Genomic DNA, 25,511 nt, shown 5'->3' on the forward strand with positions numbered 1-25,511 from the left:
GGACGCAGACATGGCAACGCTCTTGTACCGGCTGGGCGCGTTCGGCGCTCGACGGTGGCGAACGATGTTGGTCGGATGGCTCCTGGCGCTCGGCGCGGTGATCGGCCTCGGCTTCTCGTTCGCCGGCTCCTTCGAGGACAGCGGCTCCATCCCCGGGTCACCGGCGCAGACCGCGCTGACCAAGATGGACCGCCACTTCCCCTCCCCGGACGTCCAGTCCGCGGACATCGTGTTCCAGGCCCCGCCCGGCCGCAAGATCACCGACACCGAGCTGCGGAAGTCGCTGGCGTCCACCCTGAGGGCGACGGGGGATGTGCGCGGGGTGAGCGAGGTCAGCGACCCGGCGAAGGACGACACCGTCTCCGAGGACGGACGCACCGCGGTCGCGCAGGTCACTTTCACCACCAAGAAGGACGACGACGTACCGGCCGGCACCCTCGACGCGGTGAAGGCCGCGGGGAGCGCGGCCGAGCAGGCGGGTCTCAGGACCGTGTACGGCGGTGACGCCTACGCCCCGTCGACCTCACCCTTCGGTCCCCCCGAGATGGTCGGTCTGGGTGTGGCCCTGGTCATTCTCGTGATCACGTTCGGTTCACTGCTCGCCGCCGGACTGCCGCTGCTCACCGCGATCCTCGGTGTCGTCGGCACCATGGCGGCCATGATGGGCGCGGCCACGGTGCTCGGGGTGACCGACAGCGCGCCCACCCTGGCGATCATGCTGGGGCTCGCCGTCGGCATCGACTACGCGCTGTTCATCGTCTCGCGTCACCGGGCCCAGCTCGCCGCGGGTATGCCCGTCAGGGAGTCCATAGCCAAGGCCAACGCGACCGCGGGCAGTGCCGTCGTCTTCGCCGGAGCCACCGTGGTCATCGCGCTCGCCGGTCTGTCGGTGGCGGGTGTCCCGATGCTGACGTCCATGGGCCTCGCCTCCGCGGGAGCCGTCGCCGTCGCCGTCGTCCTGGCGCTGGGCCTGCTGCCCGCGCTGCTGGGACTGGTCGGTGGCAGGCTCACCCCCAAGTCCGAGCCCCAGTCCCGGTTTCAGCCCCAGTCCCAGTCCCAGCCCCAGCCCCAGCCTCGGTCCCAGTCCGGGTACGGACAGAGGCGCGCGCACGGACGTACGCGTTCGGGTGGGCGCCGGATCCCCGGTGTGCTGCGTCTTCCGGTGCGGGTGCTGGGTGCGCTGTTCTCCTTGGCCGGGCTGATCGGGTCCTTGATCGGGCGAGTCGTCCGCAAGGCCGTCCCCGGAGCCAAGGCCGGCGGGAGCCGCAGGGTGGCGTCCGGCAGTCAGGTACCCATGGGGGAGCGCTGGGTCGAGGGCGTGCTGCGTCGGCCGGTGAGGACGCTGATCGTCGGAAGCGTGGCCCTCGTCGCCCTGGCGCTGCCGGCTCTCCAGCTCAAGCTCGCCGTCACCGACGAAGGCAACAGCCCCACCACCACGTCGAGTCGCCAGGCCTACGACATGGTCGGTGACGCCTTCGGGCCCGGCGCGAACGGCCCCCTCGTCATCCTCGTCGAGGACGACGACCCGGCCGCCGTCGCGTCGACAGCGGCCGCCGTCGAGGACAAGCTGCGTGACGTCGAGGGCATCGCCGACATCAGCGGCGTCGACATGGCCGAGGACAAGGCGGCCGCACGCGTCCAGATCATCCCCGACACCGGACCGCGGACCGCGGAGACCAGCGGCCTGGTCTCCCACCTGCGCACCGAGATGCGCCCCCTCGCCGAGTCGAGCGGCAGCTATGTCGCCGTCACCGGCCTGACCGCCGTCAGCATCGATGTCTCCGACAAGCTCAGCGGCGCCCTGGTGCCCTTCGCGATCGTCGTGGTCGGCCTCTCCGTCCTGCTCCTGATGATCGCGTTCCGGTCCGTCGCCATCCCCGTCAAGGCCACCGTCGGGTTCCTGCTGTCCGTCGGCGCCGCCTTCGGAGCCACGGTCGCGGTCTTCCAGTGGGGCTGGCTCGCCGGTCTGCTGGGGGTGGCGAGCACGGGCCCGGTGGCCAGCTTCATGCCCATCATCGTCATGGCCGTACTCTTCGGACTCGCCATGGACTACGAGGTGTTCCTCGTCTCGGCCATGCGAGAGGACTACGTCCACCACCGCAACGCCCGCGCCGCCATCCTCACCGGAGCCCGCAACGCCGCCCGGGTGGTCACCTCCGCCGCCCTCATCATGATCTCGGTATTCATCAGCTTCCTGTTCTCGCACGACGCGGATATCATGCCGATCGCTTTCGCCCTGGCCTTCGGAGTCATGGTGGACGCCTTCCTGGTCCGTATGACACTCGTGCCGGCGGTGCTGGCTCTCCTCGGTGACCGGGCCTGGTGGCTGCCCCGGCGTCTGGACCGCCTCCTGCCGCACCTCGACGTCGAGGGCGAGAACCTCCACGCACCCGACGCGGCCCCTCAGGTCCCCAGCGAGCAGTCCGCTCCAGTGAGCCTGTGATGCAATGAACTACCCAGCTGATACCGGGACATACCCCGCATTCGCCGCGCAGGTGGAGGCGGTGGACGTCGGGCAGACCGTCCCGCCCGTACAAGGAGCACGTATGAACGCCATCGACGCACCGGGAACCACTGACCGCGTGCTTGTCATCGATGACGATCCCGGTATCAGACGCCTGCTGATCTCGGCCCTCGGATTCGCCGGATTCGAGGTGGACGTGGCGGGCGACCTGACCGAAGCCCTCGAACAGGTCGCCCGCCGGTCCCCGGACGTCATCGTCCTCGACGTCATGCTCCCCGGCGCCGACGGCTTCGAGATCCTCCAACTGCTGCGCGACCGAGGCATCGACGTACCGGTCCTCTTCCTCACCGCACGTGACGCGATCGAGGACCGGGTCCGCGGACTGCGCCTGGGCGGCGACGACTACGTCACCAAACCCTTCAGCGTCGTCGAGGTCGGCGCCCGCCTCCAGGCCCTCCTGCGGCGCGCCCGCAGCGGAGCCGCTCCCGCCACCGAGGAGACACCGCTGAACTGCGCGGACCTCACCATGGACGATCCCCGCCACGAGGTCCGCCGGGCGGGCCGGCTGCTCGAACTCTCACCCACCGAATACCGCCTGCTGCACTACCTGCTGAGCCATCAGGGCCAGGTCCTCTCCCGCGCCCAGATCCTCGAAGCCGTCTGGCAGTACGACTTCGGCGGGGACACCGTCGTCGTCGAGCGGTTCATCTCCAACCTCCGTCGCAAGATCGACCACGGCGACACACCCCTGCTGCACACCGTCCGGGGCGTCGGGTACACCCTCCGAGAGCAGGCCCACAAGTGAGGCTCCGCCGGCCCCGTACCTGGTCCTTGTCCAGCGTCCGGCTGCGGCTGCTCGCCGGCCTGGCCGTCCTGCTCGTGTTCGGTCTGACGGCCAGCTCCGTGATCAGCGCCTTCCTCCTGGAGGACTTCCTGGACAGACGCTACGAGAAAACCCTCCGGACCAGCGCCGACGGCTTCACCGAGGTCATCGCGCGCGGGCCGCAGACCGCCGACGCCGACCAGCTCGGCACCCTCCTCAGGCCGCCGATGGGCCTTGTCGCCGTGGACGCGGACAACAAGATCCTGCTGAGCACCGGTTCCGCCTCCTCGGCGGCCGGTCCGGTCACGGAACTCAGCACGACCGTGCCGGCCGGCACCATCGTCGACTACGACGGGCACAACGACCAGCACGGCCTCGCGGTCATCCGCATTCCCAGCCCCGGGCTCGTCGTCGACCGCGGATCCGACCAGGGCGACATCGAACCGGCCGCCCTCGTCCTCACCATCGACACCTCCGTCGACGACTCCACCGTCGGCGCGCTCATCAGGCGTCAACTCGCCCTGGTCGGAGGCGCGCTGCTGCTCCTGCTGGGACTCGCCGTCGTCGTCCTGCGGCTCGGCCTGCGGCCCCTGGCCCGGATGGCCCGTACCGCCGACGCCATCGCCGAGGGCCACCTCACGGAACGACTGCCGACCACCCGGAACGGCAGTGAGGCGGGACAGCTCGCCGAAGCCGTCAACCGGGCCTTCGACGCCCAGGCCCGCGCGGAGGCGACCGTGCGCTCGCTGGCGGCCGACACGTCCCACGAGCTGCGCACCCCGCTCTCCACCATCTCCGGCTGGCTCGACCTGCACCGTCAGGGCGGAGTCTCGGGGCCGGGCCTGGAAACGGCACTCGAACACATCGAGAACGAGGTGGGACGGATGCGCCTGCTCGTCGAGGACCTCGCCCTGCTGGCCCGCCTGGACGCCGGCCGTCCCGTCGAGCAGCAGGACGTGGACCTCACCGGGCTGGCCGCGAGCGTCGTCGAGGACGCCCAGATCATCTACCCCCGGCGCAGCATCACCATGGCGCCCGCACCCTTCGCCCCCGTCGTCGGCGACGCCGCCCGGCTGCAACAGGTCCTGCGCAACCTCGTCGGCAACGCCGTCCAGCACACCCCGGCCCAGACCGCCGTACGGGTCGAGATGACCCGGGACCACGAGGGCGTACACCTGCGCGTCGTGGACGACGGCCCCGGCATCTCCCCGCAGGACCTGCCCCGAGTCTTTGAACGCTTCTGGCGCGCGGAGGCCAGCCGCAGCCGCGCGTACGGCGGTTCGGGCCTCGGCCTGGCCATCGTGGAGGCCATCGTGCACGCGCACCACGGTCAGGTGCAGGTGCAGTCGGAGGTGGGAGTCGGTACCGCGGTCACCATCCGGCTCCCGCACGCACCGCGCGGCAGCTGACTCCCCGGCCGGGACCGACCCGGCCCGCGAGGCGACGCGAATCCCAGGAAGAGAGGCCATTCATGTACTCGGTGATCCTTGCCGGCGGCCCGACGCTCGTCCGCGCGGCGATGGCCGAGGTCATCGGCGGAAGCCAGGCCCTGTCCGTCGTCGCACAGGCCGCCGACGGCACCCGCTTGCGGGAGCTGCTGGAGGCCGACGTGGGACCCGACGTGATCCTGCTCGACCGTACGATCCAGGGTCCGGACCTCCGTGAGTTCACGGAGGTCGTCGGAGCCGCCTCCGCCGCCGCCCGCACCGTCGTCTTCGGCGTCCTGGACGCCCAGGAGTCCGACGCGTGCCTGAGAGCGGGCGCCACGGGAGTCCTCGCCGCCGACATCACCGCCGTGCAGCTCGTCTCGGCCATGGAGACGGTGCTCCGCGGAGGGCTCGTCGTCGTCCTGGGGACCGCGCCCTCCGTCATGGCACACCAACGGCGCGGAGCGAGCCCCGACACGGCCCCGACGCTGTCCGGACGGGAGCGCGAGATCCTCGCCCTGCTGGCGAGCGGCCACGAGAACTCGGCCATCGCACACGCCCTCGGCATCAGCCCCCTCACCGTGAAGACCCACATCGCGAACATGTTCACCAAGCTCGGGGTCCGCCAGCGCGGCCACCTCATCGCCTTCGCCTACGAGAGCGGCGTCGTGGTGCCGGGCGGGACACCCGTGAGTCCCCTTGTCAGTCCCTTCTTCGACCAGTTGCCCGAAGCGTCCTGAGAGGAAGTCATGAACGAGACACAGCACCAGACGCGGAGTCACACACCGCGCCGGCCACAGAGCCGCACACGGAGCCCGATCGACGACCGCCCGCCGTCCGTGCCGGCCCTGTTCCTTGAGCGCGTCGCGGCCACGCCGGACGCGGAGGCCTACCGCTACCCCGTCCCGCCCGCGTCCGGCGAGGGCCCGGACGAGTGGAGGTCGCTGACCTGGGCGCAGGCCGCCGAGCGCGTCCGCACCATCGCGGCCGGCCTGGTCGAGCTGGGCGTGCGGCCGGAGCAGCGCGTCGCGCTCGCCTCCGCCACGCGCGTCGAGTGGATCCTCGTCGACCTGGGCATCATGTGCGCCGGCGCGGCCACCACGACCGTCTACCCGTCGACCGACGCCGACGAATCCGCGTACATCCTCTACGACTCCGGGAGCCGCGTCCTGATCGCGGAGGACGCCGCGCAGCTCGCCAAGGCCGTGGCGAAGCGCGCCGAGCTGCCGGAACTCACCCATTTCGTCGTCATCGACCCGCAGGGTGTGGACCTCACCGAGGACTGGATCCTCTCCCTCGCCGAACTGGAGCGGCTGGGTGCCGCGTGTCTGGAGCGGGACCCCGGCCTGATCGAGGACAAGGTCGGGGCGATCACCGAGGACCGACTCGCCACCCTCATCTACACCTCCGGGACCACGGGCCGCCCCAAGGGTGTGCGCCTCCGGCACGACAACTGGTCGTACATGGCGAAGGCGGTCGCCGCGACCCCCATCGTCACCAGCGACGTGCTGTACCTGTGGCTGCCGCTCGCGCACGTCTTCGGCAAGGTGCTCACGTCCGGCCACATAGAGGTCGGGCACGTCACGGCGGTGGACGGCCGGGCGGACCGGATCATCGAGAATCTGCCGGTCGTGCGGCCCACGTACCTGGCCGCCGTGCCGCGGATCTTCGAGAAGGTCTACAACGGCATCGCGGCGAAGGCCCGAGCGGACGGCGGAGCCAAGTACAAGATCTTCCAGTGGGCCGCCGGTGTGGCGCGCGAGTACGCCAGAGTCACCCAGGACAACCTCAGGCGCCGGGGCACCGCGAGCGCGCCCTTCCGCCTGGCCGCCGAGCACAGGGCCGCCGACGCGCTCGTGTACTCCAGGATCCGTGCGGCGTTCGGCGGCAGGCTGCGCGTCTGCGTCTCCGGCAGCGCGGCCCTCGCGCCCGAGATCGGCTACTTCTTCGCCGGCGCCGGCATCCCGATGATGGAGGGGTACGGGCTGACCGAGTCCTCCGGGGCCTCCTTCGTGAACCCCCCTCAGGCGTCCCGCACCGGCACGGTCGGCCGGCCGCTGCCCGGCACGGAGGTGCGCATCGCGGACGACGGCGAGATCCTGCTGCGCGGTCCCGGCACCATGGAGGGCTACCACGGGCTGCCGGAGAAGACCGCCGAGGTCCTGGAGCCCGACGGCTGGTTCCACACCGGTGACATCGGCGAACTGTCCCCGGACGGATACCTGCGCATCACCGACCGCAAGAAGGACATGTTCAAGACGTCGGGCGGCAAGTACATCGCGCCGACGGAGATAGAGGGCCGGTTCAAGGCGGTCTGCCCGTACGTCTCCAACATCCTCGTGCACGGCGCCGGGCGGAACTTCTGCACCGCGCTCATCGCCCTCGACGAGCCGGCCGTCCTGGCCTGGGCCGCGGAGAACGGCCTGGCCGGCAGGTCGTACGCCGACGTGGTCGCCGCGCCCGAGACGGTCGCCCTCGTCGAGGCCCATGTCGCGGTGCTCAACGAGGGCCTCCAGCGCTGGCAGAGCATCAGGAAGTTCCGCCTGCTGCCGCGCGACCTCGACGTCGAGCGGGGCGAGATCACCCCGAGTCTGAAGCTGAAGCGGCCGGTCGTCGAGCACGCGCACCGGCGGCTGCTCGACGAGATGTACGAGGGGACGCGCGAGACGTAGCCGACGGCCCGTTCCTCGCCCGCGACCTCCGTCCGATCCCGCGTTTTGGCCCGGCGCAACTGGTTGACAATCCTGCTGTAGCAAATACCATATTTCCTAGGGGACGGATGCAGCACTCGTCACCTGTGGCACCCGGGAACCAAGCGTGAGCCGCGCTCCCGCCACGAACACCACCACCAGGCGTGGACGCCCGGCGATGCCACCGACCGAGGGCGACCGGCACGGCAGCCCCGCCCCGAGGCCGGCGGCGAGGCGCTAGAGGGACCCTCGCCACGCCTCTCACCTGCATGGACCCCCGATGAGCGGCGGGATCGACCCCCGCCTGAGAACTGCGTGTACGCAGTCGCCTCCCCGGCAGGTCACTCGGTGCGGCACACCGACCCGGCCGCACCGCACCCCACTGAGAAGTCGACCCGTTTCCCTACGGCACTAGTGCTATAGCAAATAGTGGAGGATCAATGATGATCTCGCTCTCCAGAGCTTGCGCCCTGGCAGCCGCCTGCGCGGTCGTGCTGACCGCGTGCGGAGGCTCCACGGACCCGAACGGGTCAGCCACACCGACGTCCTCGGTCGATGTCGGCAAGGCGGCGCCCGTCACGCCGCTCGACGCGGCGACGATCGCCAAGGCCAAGAAGCAGGGGTCGGTCCTCCTCTACACCAACGCGGACGCCGACCAGATGGCACCGCTCACCAAGGCCTTCGAGGCGAAGTATGGCATCAAGGCACGCGTGCTGAACATGAACGACGCGCAGACCTTCCAGCGCTACGCCACCGAGACCGCCACCGGAGTGCGCACCGCGGACGTCGTGATGGCCACCGACGCGGTCGAGGTCCTGAACTTCGTCGACAAGGGCAACGTCCTCGACTACGAGGATCCCAACCTCGAGCACCTTCCCGCGTACGCGAAGCTCGCCCCCGGTGTGGCCGCCATGTCGGAGGACCCGCTCGTCGCCGTGTACAACACCGCGCTCATTCCCAAGGAGAAGCAGCCCAAGGACCTCAAATCCCTCGCCGAACTGTCCAAGTCCCTCAAAGGGAAAGTCGGAGCGACCGACATAAGCAATCCGCAGTCCTTCGGTGCCGTCAGCAGTTACGTCACCAAGAACGGCGACGCGGGATGGAAGAACATCGAAGCCCTGGGCCCGAACTCCGGCGTCGAATCGGGCAACGGCAACCTCATGCAGAAACTGGCCCAGGGGCAGTACCAGGCCACGTATTTCGTCTCGGGTTCGGTCCGGGCGCTGATCGAGGGCGAGGAAGCGGCGAAGATCCTCAACTACACGTACCTGACGGACGGAACGCCACTGCTCCCGAGGGCGGTCGCCGTCACGAAGAAGGCGAAGTCACCCGAGGCGGGAAAGCTCTTCGTGAACTTCGCGCTCTCGGTCGAGGGACAGGAAGCCGCCTGTAAGGGCGGATTCACTCCGTACCGCGACGGAGTCGACTGCGCCTACGGACTTCCGGCCGTCGAAAAGGTCGTCGGCGCCGACAACATGATGCTCGGCGGCTACCCGAAGGACATCGTCAAGAACAAGCCGACGATCGTCGATCGTTGGAAGAAGGCCTACGACCGATGAGCACCACCCAACTGCGGCCGCCGGCGGCCCGCACCCCTCCACCACCGAAACCGTCCCGCCGACGGTGGCTGTCGACGAACGCGAGTCACTACGTCCTGTGGGCGCTCGCGCTGCTGGTCATCGTCGGATCGGTCGTCCCGGTCGTGGCCGCCGCGGTGTGGTCGACCCCGCTGTACGAGTCGGGCGGGCATTTCACCTGGGACAACTTCCACACGCTGCTCACCGACGACAGCTGGTGGACCGCGGTCGTCAACTCGATACTGTTCGCCGCCCTCAACACCGTCGGATCGATTCTGATCGGTGTGGCCTGCGCGGTGTTCCTCACCCGCACCGACATACCCGGGCGCCGCGTCCTGACGACGTTGCTGCTCGTCCCGATCGCCCTGCCCGGCCTCGTCCTCATCATCGGCTGGGCCGCCATGTGGACCCCGGCGGGATTCGCCTCCGCGTGGCTGGAGAACAACACCTTCCTGAGCATGCCGGTCAACCTCTACAGCATTCCCGGCATGGCCATGGTCGCCATGAGCGTGGCCTCGCCCACGGTCTTCCTGCTGTGCCGCGGCACGCTGCTGGCGATCGACCCCTCCCTGGAGGACGCCGCCCGCACCTCGGGGGCCAGCCCGCTGCGCAGCCTGCTCTCCGTGAGCCTGCCCCTGATGCGCCCCGCCATCACGAACGCGGCGCTCCTGGTCTTCGCCCTCTCGATGGAAGTCCTCGGGCTGCCACTCGTCCTGGGGTTCTCCAGCAAGATCAGCCTGATCTCCACGTACCTCTACGACCACTGGGTCAACGACTCGCAGCAGGGTCTGGTGTCGGCCGGCGCGGTGTTCCTGCTCGTCGCCGTCTCCGGGCTCCTCGTCCTGCGCAACCGGCTCGTGGGGGACACCGCACGCTTCACCACCACCACGGGGAAACCGACGGGTGTGCGCGTCCTGAGGCTGGGGCCCGTGCGCTGGGTGATAGCCGCCGCGATCACGTTCTTCCTCGTCGTGTTCGTGGTCGTACCGCTGGCCGGAGTGTTCCTGGCGGCCTTCACCTCCATCCTGTCGCCGTTCATCTCGCCCTGGAGCGTGCTGACCTTCAGCAACTTCTCCGCGGTCTTCGAGAACCAGCTCTACACCAACTCCATCATCAACAGCCTGCTCATCGCGGCTGTCGGCGGGGCCCTGACGACCCTGGTCATCGCCGTCCTGTCGGTGATCGCGCACCGCTCGCAGTTCCGTTTCCGCGGCTCCCTCCAGCAGGGCATGCTGTGGCCGCGCATGATGCCGGCGCTCATCACCGGAATGGCGTTCTTCTGGAGCTTCGCCCTTCTCGACCGGTCCGGTGCCATTCGCGCGAGCCTGTGGGGCATCGGTATCGCGTTCGCGGTGAGAAGCCTCGCTCTGGGATACAGCGCCTTCTATCCGGCGCTGGCCGGCATCGGCGCCGACCTCGACAACGCCGCCCGCACGTCCGGTGCCACCTGGTGGACGGCCATGCGCACCGTCGTCCTCCGCCTCGTCGCACCCGCCATGGGTGCCTCGTTCGTGCTGCTCTTCGTGGCCATGCTCAACGACGCCGAACCGGCGGTGTTCCTCGTCACCGACGAGACGCCCGTGCTCGGCCTCACCATGCTGCAACTCGCAGCGACAAGTATCGGCGGGACCGTCGCCGCGTTGGGAGTCATCCAGATGGTCATCACCTTGGTCGTTCTGGGCGCGGGCCGCGCCCTGTTGGGGGTGCGTCCTCGTGCCTAGTCTTCATCTGAACGCGATCACCAAGAAGTTCACCCAGCACACCGCCCTGCACGAGGTGTCACTGACCGTCCAGGACGGCGAGATCTTCACCCTGCTGGGTCCCAGTGGCTGCGGGAAGTCCACCACCCTGTGGTCGATCGCCGGCCTGCACAAGCCCGACTCGGGCAGCATCGCGTTCGGTGACCGTGTCGTCTTCGACCACGGACGGGTCGACGTCGAACCCGAGAACCGCAATTGCGGTGTCGTGTTCCAGTCCTACGCGATCTGGCCGCACATGTCGGTCGCGGAGAACGTGGGTTACCCCCTCAAGCTCCGCAAGACCCCCAAGGCACAACGCGAAAGCCGCGTCCAGGAGGTCCTCGAACTCGTGGAACTGGGCCGGCACGCGGGCCGCTACCCGCACGAACTGTCCGGCGGCCAGCAGCAACGGGTCGCGCTGGCCCGGGCGCTCGCCCACCCGCCCGACATGCTGCTCCTGGACGAACCCTTCTCCAACCTCGACGCCAAGCTGCGCGACCGGTCCCGGCAGTGGCTCAAGACACTCCAGTCGCAGGTCGGAGTCACCACCGTCTTCGTGACCCACGACCAGGACGAGGCCCTGTCGGTGAGCGACCGGGTCGCCGTCATGGACCAGGGGAGGGTACGCCAGGTAGGCACCCCCGCGGAGATCTACGAGCACCCCGCCGACCTGTTCGTCGCCGACTTCGTCGGCACCGCCAACATCCTGCCCGCCACGGTCGTCGAGGCGGACGGAACCCACGCGGTGCTCCGCGTCGAGGGCGTCGGCGAACCGCTGAGGGTGCCGCACACCGACAGACGCCTGGGCCCGGTACGGATCTGTGTCCGGCCCGAGAACATCGACATCCACCGCGGCGGGGGTGCGGCGAAGCGGCCGGGCGCCACCCTGACGGCCAAGGTCGACAACCAGGCCTACCTCGGTGACCACTACCGCTACACCTTCCGCATCGGCGGCACCCCGGTGATCGTGACGACCACGCGCCCGAGTACCGCCGGCGAGCTCACCGTCAGCCTTCCGCCGGAAGACATCCGAGTCTTCCACGAAGAAGCCGATTCCCCTGAGGAGAACCCCCATGCCCCCGTCCACTGATGCCGTCGCACAGGTCGGCGTTCTGGCGCCGTCCGGAATGCTCGGCGCCGGTTTCGACCCGGAGACCATCGAGCGTGGTCTGACCCTGAACCCGGACGTCATCGCGATCGACGGTGGCTCCACCGACTCGGGCCCCCACTACCTGGGGGCCGGGGTGGCGAAGACCACCGCGGCCGCGGTCGGCCGTGATCTGCGCATCCTCCTCAAGGCGGCCGCCTCCGCCGGCATCCCGCTGATCGTCGGCTCCTGCGGCACCAGCGGCACCGACTCGGGTGTCGACTGGGTCGCCGGGATCGCGGAGCGGATCCTGGCCGAGGAGGGCCTGGACCTGCGGATCGCCCGGATCTACAGCGAGCAGGAAGCCCCGTTCCTCAAGGAGGAGCTCGACGCCGGACGTGTACACCCCTTGGCCCCGCACGGCGCCCTGGAGGCGGAGACACTCGAAAGCTGCACGCACATCGTCGGCATGATGGGCCATGAGCCCATCGTCGAGGCCATCCAGGGCGGCGCACAGGTCGTCCTCGCAGGACGCGCCACCGACACCGCGCTGGCCGCCGCGGTGCCCCTGATGCTCGGTATGCCGGCCGGACCCACCTGGCACGCCTCCAAGATCGTCGAATGCGGCGGACAGGCCACCACGGATCCGCGGGCCGGCGGCGTCCTCGCCACGATCGACCACGACGGCTTCGTCATCGAGCCCCTCGCCCCGGGCAACGCCTGCACGCCCAACTCGGTCGCCGCGCACATGCTGTACGAGACGGCCAACCCGTACCGGATGCGGGAACCCGCCGGCACCCTGGACGTCACCGACGCCGTCTACACGGCACTCGACGAGCGCCGCGTCCGTGTCGAAGGATCCCGCTTCGAGCTCGCCGAGCAGCACACCATCAAGCTGGAGGGCGCCCGGGTCACCGGCTACGAGACCGTCTCGTTCTCCGCCATCCGCGACCCGTACATCACCGCCCACATCGAGCGCTGGGCCGACCTGCTGCGCGTCATCGTCACCGACCGGGTCCGCCAGACCCTCGAACTGGCCGACGACGACTACGGCCTGGACATCCGCCTCTACGGCCACAACGCCGTCCTCGAAGGCCTCGACCCGGACGCCGGCGCCACCCCGCCCCGGGAGGTCGGCGTCATGCTCCTCGTCAACGCGCCCTCCCAGGCCACCGCGACCGCGGTCGCCAAGGTCGCCAACCCGCTCATGCTGCACCTCCCGCTGCCGGAGATGGAGTACCTGCCCAGCTTCGCCTTCGCCACCTCACCGGCGGAGACCGAGCGCGGGGCGGCCTACGAGTTCGTCCTCAACCACGTCGTCGACGTCGACTCGGCCACCGGCATGTTCCGTATCCACCACTCCCGCGAGGTGTCCCATGTCTGAGCAGTCCCACCGCCCGCCCACCCTCGGCGACCACGCGATCGAGATCCGCTCCAAGAACGCCGGCCCCTTCTGGGTCACCCTGGAGACCTTCATGAAGGACAGCGCCGGATACGCGATCGCGGCCGACGAGTCCCTCATCGACGAGGCGGTCGTCGCCGGCCTCTACGGCGTGGACGCCGCGCACGTCCAGATCTTCCGCATCCCCGCCCTGAACGTCGTGAAGATCTCCTTCCCGCGGCGGGTGACCCAGGCCGGCCTCCGCGACCGGGACATACACGCCGGTCAGCATCACGTCCCTCTCGCGGCCCTGCGGCTGCCCGAGCCCGCCGTCGCCGCGACAGGCAACCGTGACTGAGCCCGGAGGACTCGCCTCGTTCCGCTGAACCGACGGGTTCGGTGCGGTCACCGCGGCGGACGCCCGTGCCGTCCGCCGCGGACACCGGACCCGGCCACACCATCCAGGGAAACCCCGTGCATGCCGCCATCGTGAAACTGAGCCGCTCGGCGCTGGAGGGTGTCGACGCCGCGGCCGGCCAGGTCGCCGAAGAGGTCATCGCGACCGAGGAGGACCTCGGCGACGAGTCGCTCGTCCCCAGGGCCGACATCAGGGAGACCACGTCCCGACTGCTCCGGAACTTCTTCCTCCACATCGCCGAAGGCGTCCCTCCCGACCTGGCCGCGGTGCGAGAGGTGGGCCGTCGCCGAGCGCAACAAGGCGTACCGCTGACAGCCGTCCTGCACGGTTTCCGCATCGGGTTCCGGGGCGTCTGGAATCTCCTCGTCGAGCAGGTGGCTCCCGACGACACCGAGACGATGCGCGCCCTGTTCCAGGAAGCCGACCGGATGTGGCTTCTTCTCGACGACTACTCCGCCCAGTTGCGCGACGGCTACCGGGACAGGGCCGCCGGGCTGCTCCGTATCGCCGAGGAGGAACGGGAGCAGCACTTGGACGTCCTGTTCGCCTCGGGACCCGTCGAGGTCGGCCGCAAGTTCCTCGGCGCGGAGATGCTGGGACTGCCCAGGGCCGGACGGTTCCTGGTGATCGCCGGCGACGGCATCACCCGGGCCACGCGGGAGGCCTGGGACTCCGTGCTCGCACTCCGCGGGGCACGGGTGCTGTGGCGCCACTCCCCGCGGCGGGTCATCGGCCTGATCAGTGTGAGTCCGTCCGCCTCGGAGTGGCCCGGTCTCCCACGCCACCTGGACGTGGGAGAGGCGAGACGCCTCGGTGTCAGCAGCGCCTTCAGCGCGGTGGAGGACGCGGCCCACGCGCTGCATCAGGCACTCATGGCGTTCGAGAGCATTCCCCGCACCGAAAAGGGCGTACGGCGTTACGGCGACGACCCGTTGGGCTGTCTGATCGCCGCGTCGGCCGACGACTCGATCGACCTGTGCCGGATCGTGCTCGGCGAACTGATGGCCCTGCAACCGGCATTGCAGGAGTCACTGCTGGAGACCCTGACCGCCTGGTTCCACTCCGGTGGGTCCGTCGACACGGCGGCCCACACGCTCTTCTGCCACCGCAACACCGTTCGTTACCGGCTCAGGCACATCGAAGAACTCACGGGCCTTCACCTCAAGGACCCAAGGGATTCCGCGCAGTTGTACCTCGCCGTGCAGACCTTGACGCACCAGGGCGGGAACGTGTTCCCAGCCCCTTGATCCGTGCCCGCCGGCTCACGGTCACAACTTGTGCGCGGTGACAAGACAAGGGCGCGATCGAAGTCGGTGCGCACATCGACTCGGCAGCGCCGTTCGAGCAGGCTTGATATCAGGGACCACGGCCGTCCGATTCGGATTTCGGCCCCTCGTGTGGAGGAGAAGAGCATGACGCAGGAAACGATCCGGAGCAGCGATCCCATCGCCGAGCCGTTGAGCCGGCAGGATCTCGTGCCCATTCCGGAGGAGAAGCTCATCTTCCGGCTCCCCACCCCGTTCACCGATCCGGCCGTCGAGCGGCGTCACCGCAAGGAGCGGCTCGCCGGCGCACTGCGCCTCTTCGGCCGGTTCGGGTTCGAGGAGGGCGTCGCCGGCCACATCACCGCGCGCGACCCGGAATTCACCGATCACTTCTGGGTCAACCCGTTCGGTATGTCCTTCAAGCACGTGCGGGTCAGCGACCTGCTGCTCGTCAACCACGACGGCGACGTCGTACAGGGCCGCCACCGGGTGAACCGGGCGGCCTTCGCCATCCACGCGGCCGTTCACGCGGCACGGCCCGACGCGGTCGGCGCCGCCCACAGCCACTCGGTGTACGGCAAGGCCCTGTCGGCGACGGGCCAGCGGCTCGAACCGCTCACCCAGGACGCCTGCGCGTTCTACGAGGACCACGGCTGCTACGAGAACTACTCAGGTGTGGCCGACGACCCGGAAGAGGGCCGGCGTATCGCCGAGGCGCTCGGCGGCTACAAGGCGGTCATCCTGCGCAACCACGGGCTGCTCACCGCGGCGGGCTCGGTGGACGCCGCCGCGTACTGGTTCATCACCATGGAGCGATCGGCCCAGGCCCAGCTCGCCGCCAAGGCCGCGGGGCCCACGATCGAGATCCCCCACAAGGAGGCCAAGTTCACCTACGGGCAGGTGGGCTTCGACCTGGCGGGCTGGTTCCAGTTCCAGCCCCTGTTCGACCAGATCTCGCGCACGGACCCGGACCTCTTCGAATAGGCCCGGCGGACGCGGCACAGATCCGGGGGGATGCCGAAGGGGGAACGGCCGCGGCCGTTCCCCCTTCGGCATCCCCCCGGATCTGTGCCCAGGACCCGCCACCGGCCGTCACCCGACGGCGAACCGGGCCCGCCCCTCCAGCGCCGCGACCAGCTCGGCGGCGCCCGCGAGGCCCGCCGCCCTGCGGGCCTCGGCGGTCTGGCCCGCGAGGTGGGAGTAGACGGTGATCCCCTCGACGCCGCGCAGCGGACTGTCCGCGGGGAGGGGCTCCCGCGTCGCCACGTCGAGCGCCGCGCCGGCGATGGAGCCGGTACGGACCGCGTCGGCGAGCGCCTCCTCGTCGACGACGGCCCCGCGCGCGGTGTTGACGAGCACGGCCGTCCGCTTCATCTCCGCGAAGGCGGAGGTGTCGAACAGCGACCGGGTCCTGTCGGTCAGCGCGGTGTGGACCGAGACGTAGTCGGAGACGGCCAGCAACTCGGCGAAGGGAACGAACCGGACCGCCGGATCGTCACGTTGCCCCTCCGGGACGCCGGTGGCGCACACCACGTCCATCCCGAACGCGCGGGCGAGAGGTACGACGGCCCGAGCGGCCGCACCGTACCCGACCAGGCCGAGCGTGGCCCCGCGGAGCTCATGCCCGTCCCCACGCGGCCACCCGCCCGCGGCCACACCCGTGGCACTCTCGACGAGGCGACGCGCCGACGCGAGCAGCAGGCCCAGCGTGTACTCGGCCACTGCGTTCGCGTTGATCCCGGGCAGGTTGCTCACGCTGATCCCGAGCCGGTTCGCGGCCCCGACGTCGACGGAGTCGTACCCGACACCCGTGCGCACCACCACCCGCAGCCGCGGCACGCGGGCGAGGACGTCGGCGGTCAGGGGCTCGTTCGCGATGAGCGCCGCGTCGATCCCGGCGAGCGCGGACACGAGCTCCTCCGGATCGCGCCGTCCGGTCATCGGGGCGTGACGCGTGTCGAGACCGGCGCCCCGGAGGTAGGCGTCGACCTCGTCGCCGGGGCGCAGGTAGTCAGTGGTGATCAGGACGCGCGGCACGGTTCTTCCTCTGCTTTCATCGGTTCTCGTCCTTCGCCGGCCACGCGTCGACCTCGACGAACAGGGTCAGGTCGTCGTCGACCGTGATGCGGCAGTCGGGGCCGAAGGACGACGAGGACTCCCGCTCCTCGAACACCGCCGGCCCCTGGATCTGGGTACCGGGGCGCAGCGCGTACCGGTCCCACACCACGGCGTCCAGCGGACCGTGCCCGGGGAAGTGCACCCTGCGCACACCGCGCAGTGGTTCGTCGCCGGTCGGCGTGGTGCTCAGCGGCACCTCGGGGGTGGGCAGCCGCATCGACAGCCGCCAGCTCACGACCTCCACCTGACCGGGGAGGCCGCGCCCGAACACGTCCCGGTACGCCGTCTCGAACGCCGCCCGGATCGAGTCCGCGTCGGACGGGCCGAGGTCACCCGGCGGCAGCGTGACCTCGATCTCGGATCCCTGGCCCAGGTACCGCATGTCGGCGGTGCGCAGCAGTCGTACGTCCCCCGGGTCCGGCGGCCGCAGCACCGACTCGGCACGGGCGGTCATGTCGTCGTAGAGGGCCGCGACGCCGTCCCAGTCGACCTCGGTCAGCGGCGAGGGCAGGCTCCGTACCTCGTCCACGGACGGCGCGGCCACCAGGAAGCCGTACGCCGACATGACACCGGCGCGCATCGGCACCACCACCCGCGGGATCTTCAGCGCCTTGGCCAGTCCGTACGCGTGGACCGGGCCCGCGCCCCCGAAGGCCAGCAGGGCGAAGTCGGCCGGGTCCTTCCCCTGTTCGGACAGGTGCATCCGGGCCGCGGCCGCCATGGACTGGGTCACGACCTCGACGATGCCCTCGGCGGCGGTCACCGTGTCCAGGCCGAGCGGGTCGGCCACGTCGTGGCGTACCGCCTTGTGGACCTCGGGCGTCAGCAACCGCATGTCACCGCCGAGGAAGGTCTCCGGGTCGAGGTAGCCCAGCACCAGGTCGGCGTCGGTGACCGTGGGGTGCTCGCCGCCCCGGCCGTAGGCGACGGGGCCGGGGACCGAACCGGCGCTGCGCGGGCCCACCTTGAGCAGGCCCAGCTGATCGATGCCGGCGATCGAACCGCCGCCCGAGCCGATCTCGATCATGTCCACGACGGTGAGTCTGACCGGCAGTCCCGACCCCGGCTTGAACTTGTCGACCCGGCCCGCCTCGAAGTCGTGCTTGACCCGTGCTCCGCCCTCCTGGACGACGGCGATCTTGGCCGTGGTGCCGCCCATGTCGAACGAGATGACGTGGTCGATGCGCGCTCGCTTCGCCACGGCGGCCGCCGCGATCGCCCCGGCGGCCGGGCCCGATTCGAGAAGCCGTACCGGGAACCGTTTCGCGTCGTCCAGGTTCGTGACCCCGCCGCTGGAGAGCACGATCCGCAGCGGCGCGGCGATGCCCATCGCCGACAGGTCGCGGTCCAGGTCGTCGAGGTAGCGGGACATCAGCGGCTGCACATAGGCGTTGAGACACGCTGTACTGGCGCGTTCGAACTCACCGATCACGGGTGCGACGGCGCTGGAGAGGGTGACCGGCAGCTCGGGGTACGCCGCGTTCACCAGAGTCCGTACGCGCAGTTCGTGGCCGGGGTTGCGGTAGGAGTGCAGGAAGGCCACGGCCAGCGCCTCGACACCGTGTTCCAGGAGGTCGGCGACGTGCGCCAGGACCGCGGCCTCGTCGAGCGGTTCGAGTTCGGAGCCGTCCGCGGCCAGCCGGCCACGGACGCCGCGGCGCAGGTGCCGGGGCACGAGCGGGGCCGCGGGGCGGGCGAGGAGGTCGGTCGTGTCGAACCTGGTCTCACGGCCCATCTCCAGGGCGTCGCTGAAGCCCGCGGTCGCCAGGAGGCCCACGACCGCACCGGTGCGCTCCAGCAGCGCGTTGGTCACCAGCGTCGTACCGTGCACGATCCCGGCGACGTCGGCCGGCCGGGTGGCCGTCTCGTCCAGCAGCCGGGCGATGCCGGTGGTGATGGCCTCGTTGGGCGCGTGCGGTGTCGTGGGCAGCTTGCCGGGATGCGTCAGTCCCCGGTCCGGGTCGTGCAGGAGCAGGTCGGTGAAAGTCCCGCCCACGTCGACGCCGATCCTCACCGAGCCGCTCACGGACGGGCCTCCTCTGTGACAGTGACAGTGACAGGGTGGGTGTACCCGGCGGCCTCGTCCGCCGAGAGCAGCTCCGGTTCACGTTCCTCGGGGGCTCCGAACCCGCCGCCACCGGCGAACGAGATCACCACCGAGGCACCGGGCGCGAGCTGGGAGATCGACTTCAGCGGGACGCGTTCACCGGTGTCCAGCACTGCTTGGGCCGGTGCGCCGGGCCGCCCGCCGGCCAGTCCCAGCGCCGGGTGGCTTTCCCGGTCACCGAGGAGAACCATCTGGACCGGTCGGCCGGTCGGGTTGTGCACCTCGATGTCCTGGCCCAGCCCGCCACGCCGCCGGCCCTGCCCGCCCGATCCCGGACGGAGTTCCTTGCGCACGAAACGCAGGGGTGAGGAGACTTCGAGCGCCTCGATCCCGCCGACCCCGGAATTGGTGGGGAAGGCGGTGGTCGACAGGCCGTCGGCCGACAGGGAGGCGCCCATACCGGCGTTGGCGAAGAGCATCAGCCCGAACGGACGGCCGTCGTCGTCCAGACCGGCGAACCGCACCCGCAGCGCGGGCGCGCCACCGCTGTCCGCGATGACCCGGTCCGGCAGCACCGGGGCGAGCGCCTGGTACACCGCGCACGACAGGAGGTGCCCGGTGAGGTGCCGGGCCAGGACGGGCGCCGGGAACCTCGGGTTGAGGATCGTCCCCTCGGGGGCGCCGACCCGGATCGACCGGTAGGAGCCCCAGTTCGTACGGGTCGCCGGGTCGAGCAGGATCTTGAGCGGGTACATCGAGTACGCGCGGGTGTAGTTGAGGGTCGAGTTCGTCGCGAACGGCACCTGCTGCGAACTGCCCGTGTAGTCGATCACCACGTCGTCCCCGCGGATCTCGACCGCGCACTCGATGTGGGTCGGATGCCCCTCTGCTCCGTCCGCGTCCACCGAGGAGCGGTAGACACCGTCGGGCAGCGCGGCGATCGCCCGGCGCATCGCGGTGTCGGTGAGCGTGTGCACCGCGGCGGCGAACTCCTCGAAGTCGCTCTCCCGGAAGTCCACGAGGTACTCCTGGGCGCGCCGACGGCATACGGCGTGCGCGGCGGCCTGCGCCTCCAGGTCGCCCCACACCTGGTCGGCGAGCCGCACGTTGGCCAGCAGCAGGTCCTTGACGCCCTGCTCGACCCGGCCCGCGCGGAACAGCCGCAGGGGCGGGATCAGGATCCCCTCCGCCAGCAGGTCGGTCGCCCCGAGCGTCGGGACACCGCCGATGTCGGGGGAGTGGGCCGCGGTGCCGGCGAAGCCGACGAGAGAGCCGTGGTGGAACACCGGTGTGATCATGGCGATGTCCGGCAGGTGCCCGGTGGCGATCCACGGGTCGTTCGTGATGACGCAGTCGCCGTCCTGCCACTCCTCGGCCGGGAACCGTTCCAGCACCAGGTGGGTGAGCGAACTCATCAGTGCGGCGAAGGCCGGGATGCCGGCACGTGACTCGGCGATCGTGCGACCGCTCCGGTCCATCAGCACGACCGTGTAGTCGTTCGACTCGCGGATGATGGTGGAGAAGGCGGTACGGAGCATGGTCGAGGCGGCCTCGTCCGTGGCCGCGGCCAGCCGGTCCCAGCGCACTTCGAGGCCGATCGGGTCGAGAGCGGCCCTGCGGTCGGCTCGGTCCTGGGCGGATCGCCCCGCCGGCCCGGGAGCGGCACCGGCGGTCACGAGGCACCCGTCCGCTCGGGCGCGGGGGCCGCGGCCGGTGGGCCGGGCGGCTGCGCCCGGCCCGTGCCGCCGATCCGCCGGGCGATGGCGGATCCCAGCGCCGTGGTCGTCGCGCTCCCGCCGAGGTCCGGCGTCAGGACGTCCGGCCGCTGTTCCAGGACCGACTCGATGGCGGCCACGGTGTCCGCGGCGGCCGCCGCCTCGCCCAGATGCTCCAGCATCATGGCTCCGCTCCAGATCTGGCCGACCGGGTTGGCGATGCCGCGCCCCGCGATGTCGGGGGCGGATCCGTGCACGGGCTCGAACAGGCTCGGATGGTTCCGCTCGGGGTTGATGTTCGCACTCGGCGCTATCCCGATCGTGCCGGTGCAGGCCGGGCCCAGGTCGGAGAGGATGTCGCCGAACAGATTGCTCGCCACGACGACGTCGTACCGGTCGGGCCGCAGCACGAACTTCGCCGCCAGGATGTCGATGTGGTCCTTGTCGGCGGTCACCCGCGGGTAGCGCAGCGCCATCTCGCTCGCCCGCTCGTCCCAGTACGGCATGGAGATCGAGATGCCGTTGCTCTTGGTCGCCCAGGTCAGCTGCCTGCGCGGTCGTGCGTCGGCGAGCTCGAAGGCGTACCGCAGCACCCGATCGACACCGACCCGGGTCATCACGGTCTCCTGGAGCACGGTCTCGCGCTCGGTGCCCTCGAAGATCCGCCCGCCGATGCTGGAGTACTCGCCCTCGGTGTTCTCGCGCACCACGTAGAAGTCGATGTCTCCCGGACCGTGGTCGCGCAGCGGGCTGCGCACTCCCCGCAGCAGGCGGACCGGCCGCAGATTGACGTACTGGTCGAACCCGCGCCGCAGCTGCAGAAGACTGCCCCACAGCGACACATGGTCGGGGACGACCTCGGGCCAGCCGACCGCGCCGAAGAAGATCGCGTCGAAGCCGCCCAGCACCTCACGCCAGTCCTTCGGCATCATCTCCCCGTGCCGCACCCAGTAGTCGGCGCTGGCGAAGTCGAACTCCTCCACGTCGAGTTCGAAGTCGTACGCGTCGGCCGCGGCGCGCAGGCACCGCAGCCCTTCGGGAACGACTTCCCGGCCGATGCCGTCCCCGGGCACGGCGGCGATGCGATAACGCTGTGGCACGACTGCGGCTCCTTGTTCGACGCGCTGAGTACGCCGGTCCCGCCGGCTCAGCGGCTCTCCACTCTGGTATCCGACGAGGCCGGCCACAACAGGAGTCCTGGCAACCTATGCTTTCCCCAGCGGAAAACCCGCCCGGGACGGAGAACCTCATGAAGATGTCCGTCGACGACCTGAAGTTCTTCCAGGTCGTGGCAGCCAGCGAAACGCTCACGGCGGCATCGCGCCAACTCGGCTGGTCGCTTCCCGTGGTCAGCAAGCGGCTGAGCGCACTGGAGGGCCGGCTCGACGTACGACTCGTCCAGCGGGGCACCCGCCGGCTGGTGCTGACCTCGGAGGGCGCCCTGTACGCGAGCGGGCTCGACTCGATCCTCGACCAGCTGCGCGAGCTGGAGGACCTGGTGACCGACCGCTCGGGGGATCTGCGAGGCTCCCTGGTGGTGCAGGCGACCCTCGGCCTGGGGCGGGCTCACGTGGCGCCGCTGCTGGCGGAGTTCGCCGCCGCGCACCCCCAGTTGCAGGCGCAGTTGCACACCTCGGCGCTGCCCCTGCGCCCGCACCGGCGGAAGTTCGACGTGGCCGTCCACGTGGGAAGTCCGCCGGACTCCTCGCTGCGGATGCGCCGGCTCGCGGAGAACCGGCGCGTACCGTGCGCGGCGCCCTCGTACCTGGAACGGCGGGGCGCGCCCACACGCGTCGAGGATCTCGCGCGGCACGACTGCATCGTGCTGCGCGAGAACGAGGGGGACTACGCGCTCTGGCGGTTCGGTGACATCAGCGATCCGCGGCACGTCCGGGTGCGCGGCCCCCTGTCGAGCAACGACGGGGACATCGTGACCCACTGGGCCCTGGAGGGCCGCGGTGTGATCATGCGCTCCGAGTGGCAGGTCCGCCCCCACATCGAGCGCGGTGAGCTGGTGCGCGTGCTCCCGCACATCCCGACGCCCGCGGCCGACATCTATGCCCTGCTGGAGGACGACGGCCACGTCCCCCGGCGGGTGACCGAGCTGATCGAGCACCTCGCGGCCCGCCTGCCGGGACGGCTGGGCAGGTCCGCCTGACCCGACGGTTTCCCGGTAGGAAAGTTTTGGTTGCCCGATCGTGGCGTACACGGAGGTCGGCCGCGCGGCTGTGTTGCCTCTAGGTTTCGTGACACCCGGCAAGCAGGCCGGGTCATGATGCCGAGAGCGCGAAGGAACCGACATGATCGAAGCCGCCTCCGTCGTCAGCCTGCTGCTGGTCTTCGCCGTCGCCACGGTGCTGCCCATCAACATGGGCGTGCTCGCCCTGACCGCGGCGTTCGTCCTCGGCGCGGCCTCCGGCCTCTCCAGCGACGAGGTCTTCGCCTTCTTTCCCGGGCAGGTGTTCGTGCTGGTCGTGGGCATCACGCTGCTGTTCGGCATCGCCCGCGTGAACGGCACCATGGCGTTGTTCCTGCGCGCCTCGCTCCGCCTCGTGGGACATCGGCGCTGGGCGGTGCCCTGGCTGGTCTTCGTCGTCGCCGGGATCCTGATGTCCTTCGGCTTCGTCCTCGCTGTGGGCATCCTCGCGCCGATGGCGATGTCGCTGGCCGCCCGGTTCAAGGTCCGCCCGCTCCTCATGGCCATGATGGTCAGCCACGGGGCGCTGGCCGCGTCACTGTCCCCCGTGACCGTCTACGCCGCCTTCACCCGGCAGGTCGCCGACAAGGCGCAGATCGGCGTGGGCTCGGTGACGATGTTCGCCGCGTGCTTCCTGGCCAACCTCGTGTTCGCCGTCGTCATCTACCTGGCCTGGGGCCGCGAACTGTGGACGCCCCTGCCCGAGGAGGCACAGGAGACGCGGGAGGGGCGGGAGGGCCGGACCGCGCAGGCCGACGGCAAGAGCCTGACGCTGACGGGCGGCCGGAGCGCCACCGCGACCGGCGCCGACACGGTCCCGGACACGGGCACGGGGGCGGGGCCCGGGACCGAGTCCGCCGCGGGGGCGGTTCGCTCCCGGACCACGACCGGCACACCGGCCGTCGCGGGCCTCGACCTCGACGCCGCGAAGGGCGGCATCACCCCCCTGCGCGCTCTCACGTTGCTCGCCGTGCTGGGACTCGTCGTCGGCGCGGCCCTGGGCGTGGACGTCGGTGTGATGGGGCTCGTCGAAGCCGCCGTGCTGCTCCTCCTGGCCCCGCGCGAGCACTCCGACGGGTTCAAGGACATCGGCTGGAACGTCATCCTCCTGATCTGCGGGATGCTGACGCTGATGGCCGTACTGACCGCCAACGGCACCGTCGACCACATCGCCGACGGTGCGGCGGACCTCTCCATGCCCAGTCTGGCGATCCTGCTCATCCTGCTGATCGCGGCGCTCCTGTCCGCGGTCGGCTCGTCGGTCGCCACGATCGGCATCGCGCTGCCGCTGGCGCTTCCCCTGCTGCACGACGGCGGGCTGTCGGCTGCCGGAGTCATCATCGCCATCAGCACCTGCTCACTCATCGTCGACGTGAGCCCGTTCTCGACGAACGGAGCCCTGGTGCTGACCAACGCCCAGGTCGCGAACCGACGTCGGTTCCAGAACCAGATGCTCGCGTACACCGCGGCGATCTGCCTGGCCGCCCCGCTGCTGCTCTGGGCGGCCCTGGAGGCCGTCGGCTAGGTGTCGCACGGAGTTGGTGGGGCGCGGTGCGGCGCTCAGGTGCGGCGTGCGGCCCACACTCTGCGCTCGGTCCGTACCCGCAGGTCGTCGCGGCGCAGAACGCCGTACGGGCTGTCGGTGTCGAGCAGCCGGTCGAGCGCGGCCAGGTCTTCGACCGGCAGCTTCCCGGCGACGCCGCCCCGCATCCGGCGCAGACTGCCGAGTGCGTAGCGCCCGACCGCATCGGTGTGGGGCGGTCCGAGGTCCACGGTGACGGTGCGTTCGGCCTCGACCGCGAAGCCGGCGGCGGTCAGCTTGGGTCCCCAGTCGGCGCCGCGGTGGGGCACGTGCTCCGCGTGGTGATGATCGAGTGCGGCGTGGCAGCGTTCCTCGACGCCGGGCCGGTCCTCCGGGGCGTCCTCGGGCAGGAAACGCGGGAAGCCCGCCAGCTCGACGACGGCGAAGAGGCCGCCTGGCGCGAGCAGGTCGTGGACCCGGCGCAGGGCCCGGTCGGGGTCGGCCATGTGGTGCATGGCGGCCGATGCCCATACGAGGTCGGGCGTGCCGAGTTCGGGCCAGTCCGCGTCGAGGTCGGCCTGGACGGTCCGCACCCGGTCGGCCAGGCCCTGCGCCCCGGCCTTCTCGAGGAGGCGGCGCAGATGGCTCGTCGAGGAGTCCACGGCGGTCACCCGGGCCCGCGGGAAGCGCTTGAGCAGGGTGAGCGTGCCGGCTCCGGTGCCGCAGCCCAGATCCACGACGTGCCGGACGGAGTCATCGGCAGGCAGCCACTCTGCGATGGCGGTGTTGTGCTCGGCGAGCACTTCGGCGTCCAGGTCGAGGATCTCCACCTGGTCGTCGACGCCCTGCTCCGGTCCGTGGTCCTGTCCGTGCCGGTGGTCCGAGGGCGTGCCGTGGTCGTGGGGTGCGTGCGGGGACGCGTGGGCCGGTGAGGTGTGGGTCATGGCGTCCACGCTAGGAGGATCACGCGGCCGAGGCGCGGTCGCTTTCGTACGGAGCAAGACGAGGGCGGCGCACCGTGCCGGACGGGCAAGATCCTCG

Annotated in this window: 19 protein-coding genes; 14 read left to right on the plus strand and 5 right to left on the minus strand. The window is 70.5% G+C overall.

The window, feature by feature from the left end; all coding sequences use genetic code 11:
* The first annotated feature begins 10 nt into the window (after positions 1 to 10).
* The 12 genes from ACLVWQ_RS05770 (at position 11) to ACLVWQ_RS05825 (ending at position 15,855) form a co-directional block, all read left to right on the plus strand.
* Entirely contained in the window at positions 11 to 2,443 is a 2,433-nt protein-coding gene (locus ACLVWQ_RS05770) for an MMPL family transporter (RefSeq protein WP_414107055.1), read from the plus strand.
* Between the two features lie 103 nt (positions 2,444 to 2,546).
* Positions 2,547 to 3,269 carry a response regulator transcription factor gene (locus ACLVWQ_RS05775; RefSeq protein WP_414107056.1) on the plus strand — a complete coding sequence of 241 codons (723 nt, stop codon included), beginning with the start codon at positions 2,547 to 2,549 and terminating at the stop codon, positions 3,267 to 3,269.
* A gap of 26 nt (positions 3,270 to 3,295) precedes the next feature.
* Positions 3,296 to 4,696: a sensor histidine kinase gene (locus ACLVWQ_RS05780; protein WP_414107057.1), complete on the plus strand. Its 1,401-nt coding sequence runs from the start codon at positions 3,296 to 3,298 to the stop codon at positions 4,694 to 4,696.
* 62 nt (positions 4,697 to 4,758) lie between these two features.
* Positions 4,759 to 5,454 (plus strand): LuxR C-terminal-related transcriptional regulator, encoded by a 696-nt coding sequence (locus ACLVWQ_RS05785; protein WP_414107058.1) that lies wholly within the window; start codon positions 4,759 to 4,761, stop codon positions 5,452 to 5,454.
* A 9-nt stretch (positions 5,455 to 5,463) separates the two neighbouring features.
* Positions 5,464 to 7,386, plus strand: coding sequence for an AMP-dependent synthetase/ligase (locus ACLVWQ_RS05790; protein WP_414107059.1), 1,923 nt, complete (start codon positions 5,464 to 5,466; stop codon positions 7,384 to 7,386).
* 458 nt (positions 7,387 to 7,844) lie between these two features.
* Positions 7,845 to 8,963, plus strand: a complete 1,119-nt coding sequence (locus tag ACLVWQ_RS05795) for an ABC transporter substrate-binding protein (RefSeq protein ID WP_414107060.1) — start codon at positions 7,845 to 7,847, stop codon at positions 8,961 to 8,963.
* The gene (locus ACLVWQ_RS05800) at positions 8,960 to 10,702 is read left to right on the plus strand and encodes an ABC transporter permease (protein WP_414107061.1); all 1,743 of its coding nucleotides are present in this window, start codon (positions 8,960 to 8,962) and stop codon (positions 10,700 to 10,702) included. Before ACLVWQ_RS05795 ends, ACLVWQ_RS05800 begins: the two co-directional genes overlap by 4 nt.
* On the plus strand, positions 10,695 to 11,810 hold the full coding sequence (locus tag ACLVWQ_RS05805) for an ABC transporter ATP-binding protein (RefSeq protein ID WP_414107062.1): 1,116 nt from the start codon (positions 10,695 to 10,697) through the stop codon (positions 11,808 to 11,810). The genes ACLVWQ_RS05800 and ACLVWQ_RS05805 overlap by 8 nt, the downstream gene beginning before the upstream one ends.
* Positions 11,794 to 13,191: an acyclic terpene utilization AtuA family protein gene (locus ACLVWQ_RS05810; RefSeq protein WP_414107063.1), complete on the plus strand. Its 1,398-nt coding sequence runs from the start codon at positions 11,794 to 11,796 to the stop codon at positions 13,189 to 13,191. Before ACLVWQ_RS05805 ends, ACLVWQ_RS05810 begins: the two co-directional genes overlap by 17 nt.
* Positions 13,184 to 13,546 carry a DUF4387 family protein gene (locus tag ACLVWQ_RS05815; protein ID WP_414107064.1) on the plus strand — a complete coding sequence of 121 codons (363 nt, stop codon included), beginning with the start codon at positions 13,184 to 13,186 and terminating at the stop codon, positions 13,544 to 13,546. The genes ACLVWQ_RS05810 and ACLVWQ_RS05815 overlap by 8 nt, the downstream gene beginning before the upstream one ends.
* 116 nt (positions 13,547 to 13,662) lie before the next feature.
* A complete protein-coding gene (locus ACLVWQ_RS05820; protein ID WP_414107065.1) occupies positions 13,663 to 14,853 on the plus strand; it encodes a helix-turn-helix domain-containing protein in 1,191 nt (396 codons plus the stop codon).
* A 165-nt stretch (positions 14,854 to 15,018) separates the two neighbouring features.
* The gene (locus ACLVWQ_RS05825) at positions 15,019 to 15,855 is read left to right on the plus strand and encodes a class II aldolase/adducin family protein (protein WP_414107066.1); all 837 of its coding nucleotides are present in this window, start codon (positions 15,019 to 15,021) and stop codon (positions 15,853 to 15,855) included.
* 108 nt (positions 15,856 to 15,963) lie between these two features.
* Here ACLVWQ_RS05825 and ACLVWQ_RS05830 read toward each other — a convergent pair whose 3' ends face one another.
* From ACLVWQ_RS05830 to ACLVWQ_RS05845, 4 genes are read right to left on the minus strand one after another with little or no spacing between them, the layout of a single operon-like run.
* On the minus strand, positions 15,964 to 16,908 hold the full coding sequence (locus ACLVWQ_RS05830) for an NAD(P)-dependent oxidoreductase (RefSeq protein WP_414107067.1): 945 nt from the start codon (positions 16,906 to 16,908) through the stop codon (positions 15,964 to 15,966).
* Between the two features lie 16 nt (positions 16,909 to 16,924).
* Positions 16,925 to 19,015 carry a hydantoinase/oxoprolinase family protein gene (locus ACLVWQ_RS05835; protein WP_414107068.1) on the minus strand — a complete coding sequence of 697 codons (2,091 nt, stop codon included), beginning with the start codon at positions 19,013 to 19,015 and terminating at the stop codon, positions 16,925 to 16,927.
* On the minus strand, positions 19,012 to 20,712 hold the full coding sequence (locus tag ACLVWQ_RS05840) for a hydantoinase B/oxoprolinase family protein (RefSeq protein WP_414107069.1): 1,701 nt from the start codon (positions 20,710 to 20,712) through the stop codon (positions 19,012 to 19,014). The genes ACLVWQ_RS05835 and ACLVWQ_RS05840 overlap by 4 nt, the downstream gene beginning before the upstream one ends.
* Positions 20,709 to 21,851 carry a tartrate dehydrogenase gene (locus ACLVWQ_RS05845; RefSeq protein ID WP_414107070.1) on the minus strand — a complete coding sequence of 381 codons (1,143 nt, stop codon included), beginning with the start codon at positions 21,849 to 21,851 and terminating at the stop codon, positions 20,709 to 20,711. The genes ACLVWQ_RS05840 and ACLVWQ_RS05845 overlap by 4 nt, the downstream gene beginning before the upstream one ends.
* 149 nt (positions 21,852 to 22,000) lie before the next feature.
* Here ACLVWQ_RS05845 and ACLVWQ_RS05850 point away from each other — a divergent pair, with 149 nt between their 5' ends.
* Both ACLVWQ_RS05850 and ACLVWQ_RS05855 read left to right on the plus strand, forming a co-directional pair.
* Positions 22,001 to 22,909 carry a LysR family transcriptional regulator gene (locus tag ACLVWQ_RS05850; RefSeq protein ID WP_414107071.1) on the plus strand — a complete coding sequence of 303 codons (909 nt, stop codon included), beginning with the start codon at positions 22,001 to 22,003 and terminating at the stop codon, positions 22,907 to 22,909.
* A 142-nt stretch (positions 22,910 to 23,051) separates the two neighbouring features.
* Positions 23,052 to 24,473, plus strand: a complete 1,422-nt coding sequence (locus tag ACLVWQ_RS05855) for an SLC13 family permease (protein ID WP_414107072.1) — start codon at positions 23,052 to 23,054, stop codon at positions 24,471 to 24,473.
* Positions 24,474 to 24,508: 35 nt separating this feature from the next.
* On the opposite strand, the gene ACLVWQ_RS05860 is transcribed toward ACLVWQ_RS05855, so the two are convergent.
* Positions 24,509 to 25,414, minus strand: coding sequence for a class I SAM-dependent methyltransferase (locus ACLVWQ_RS05860; protein WP_414107073.1), 906 nt, complete (start codon positions 25,412 to 25,414; stop codon positions 24,509 to 24,511).
* Positions 25,415 to 25,511: the final 97 nt, after the last annotated feature.

Source organism: Streptomyces sp. CWNU-52B (assembly GCF_047444975.1).
Classification (GTDB): Bacteria; Actinomycetota; Actinomycetes; order Streptomycetales; family Streptomycetaceae; genus Streptomyces.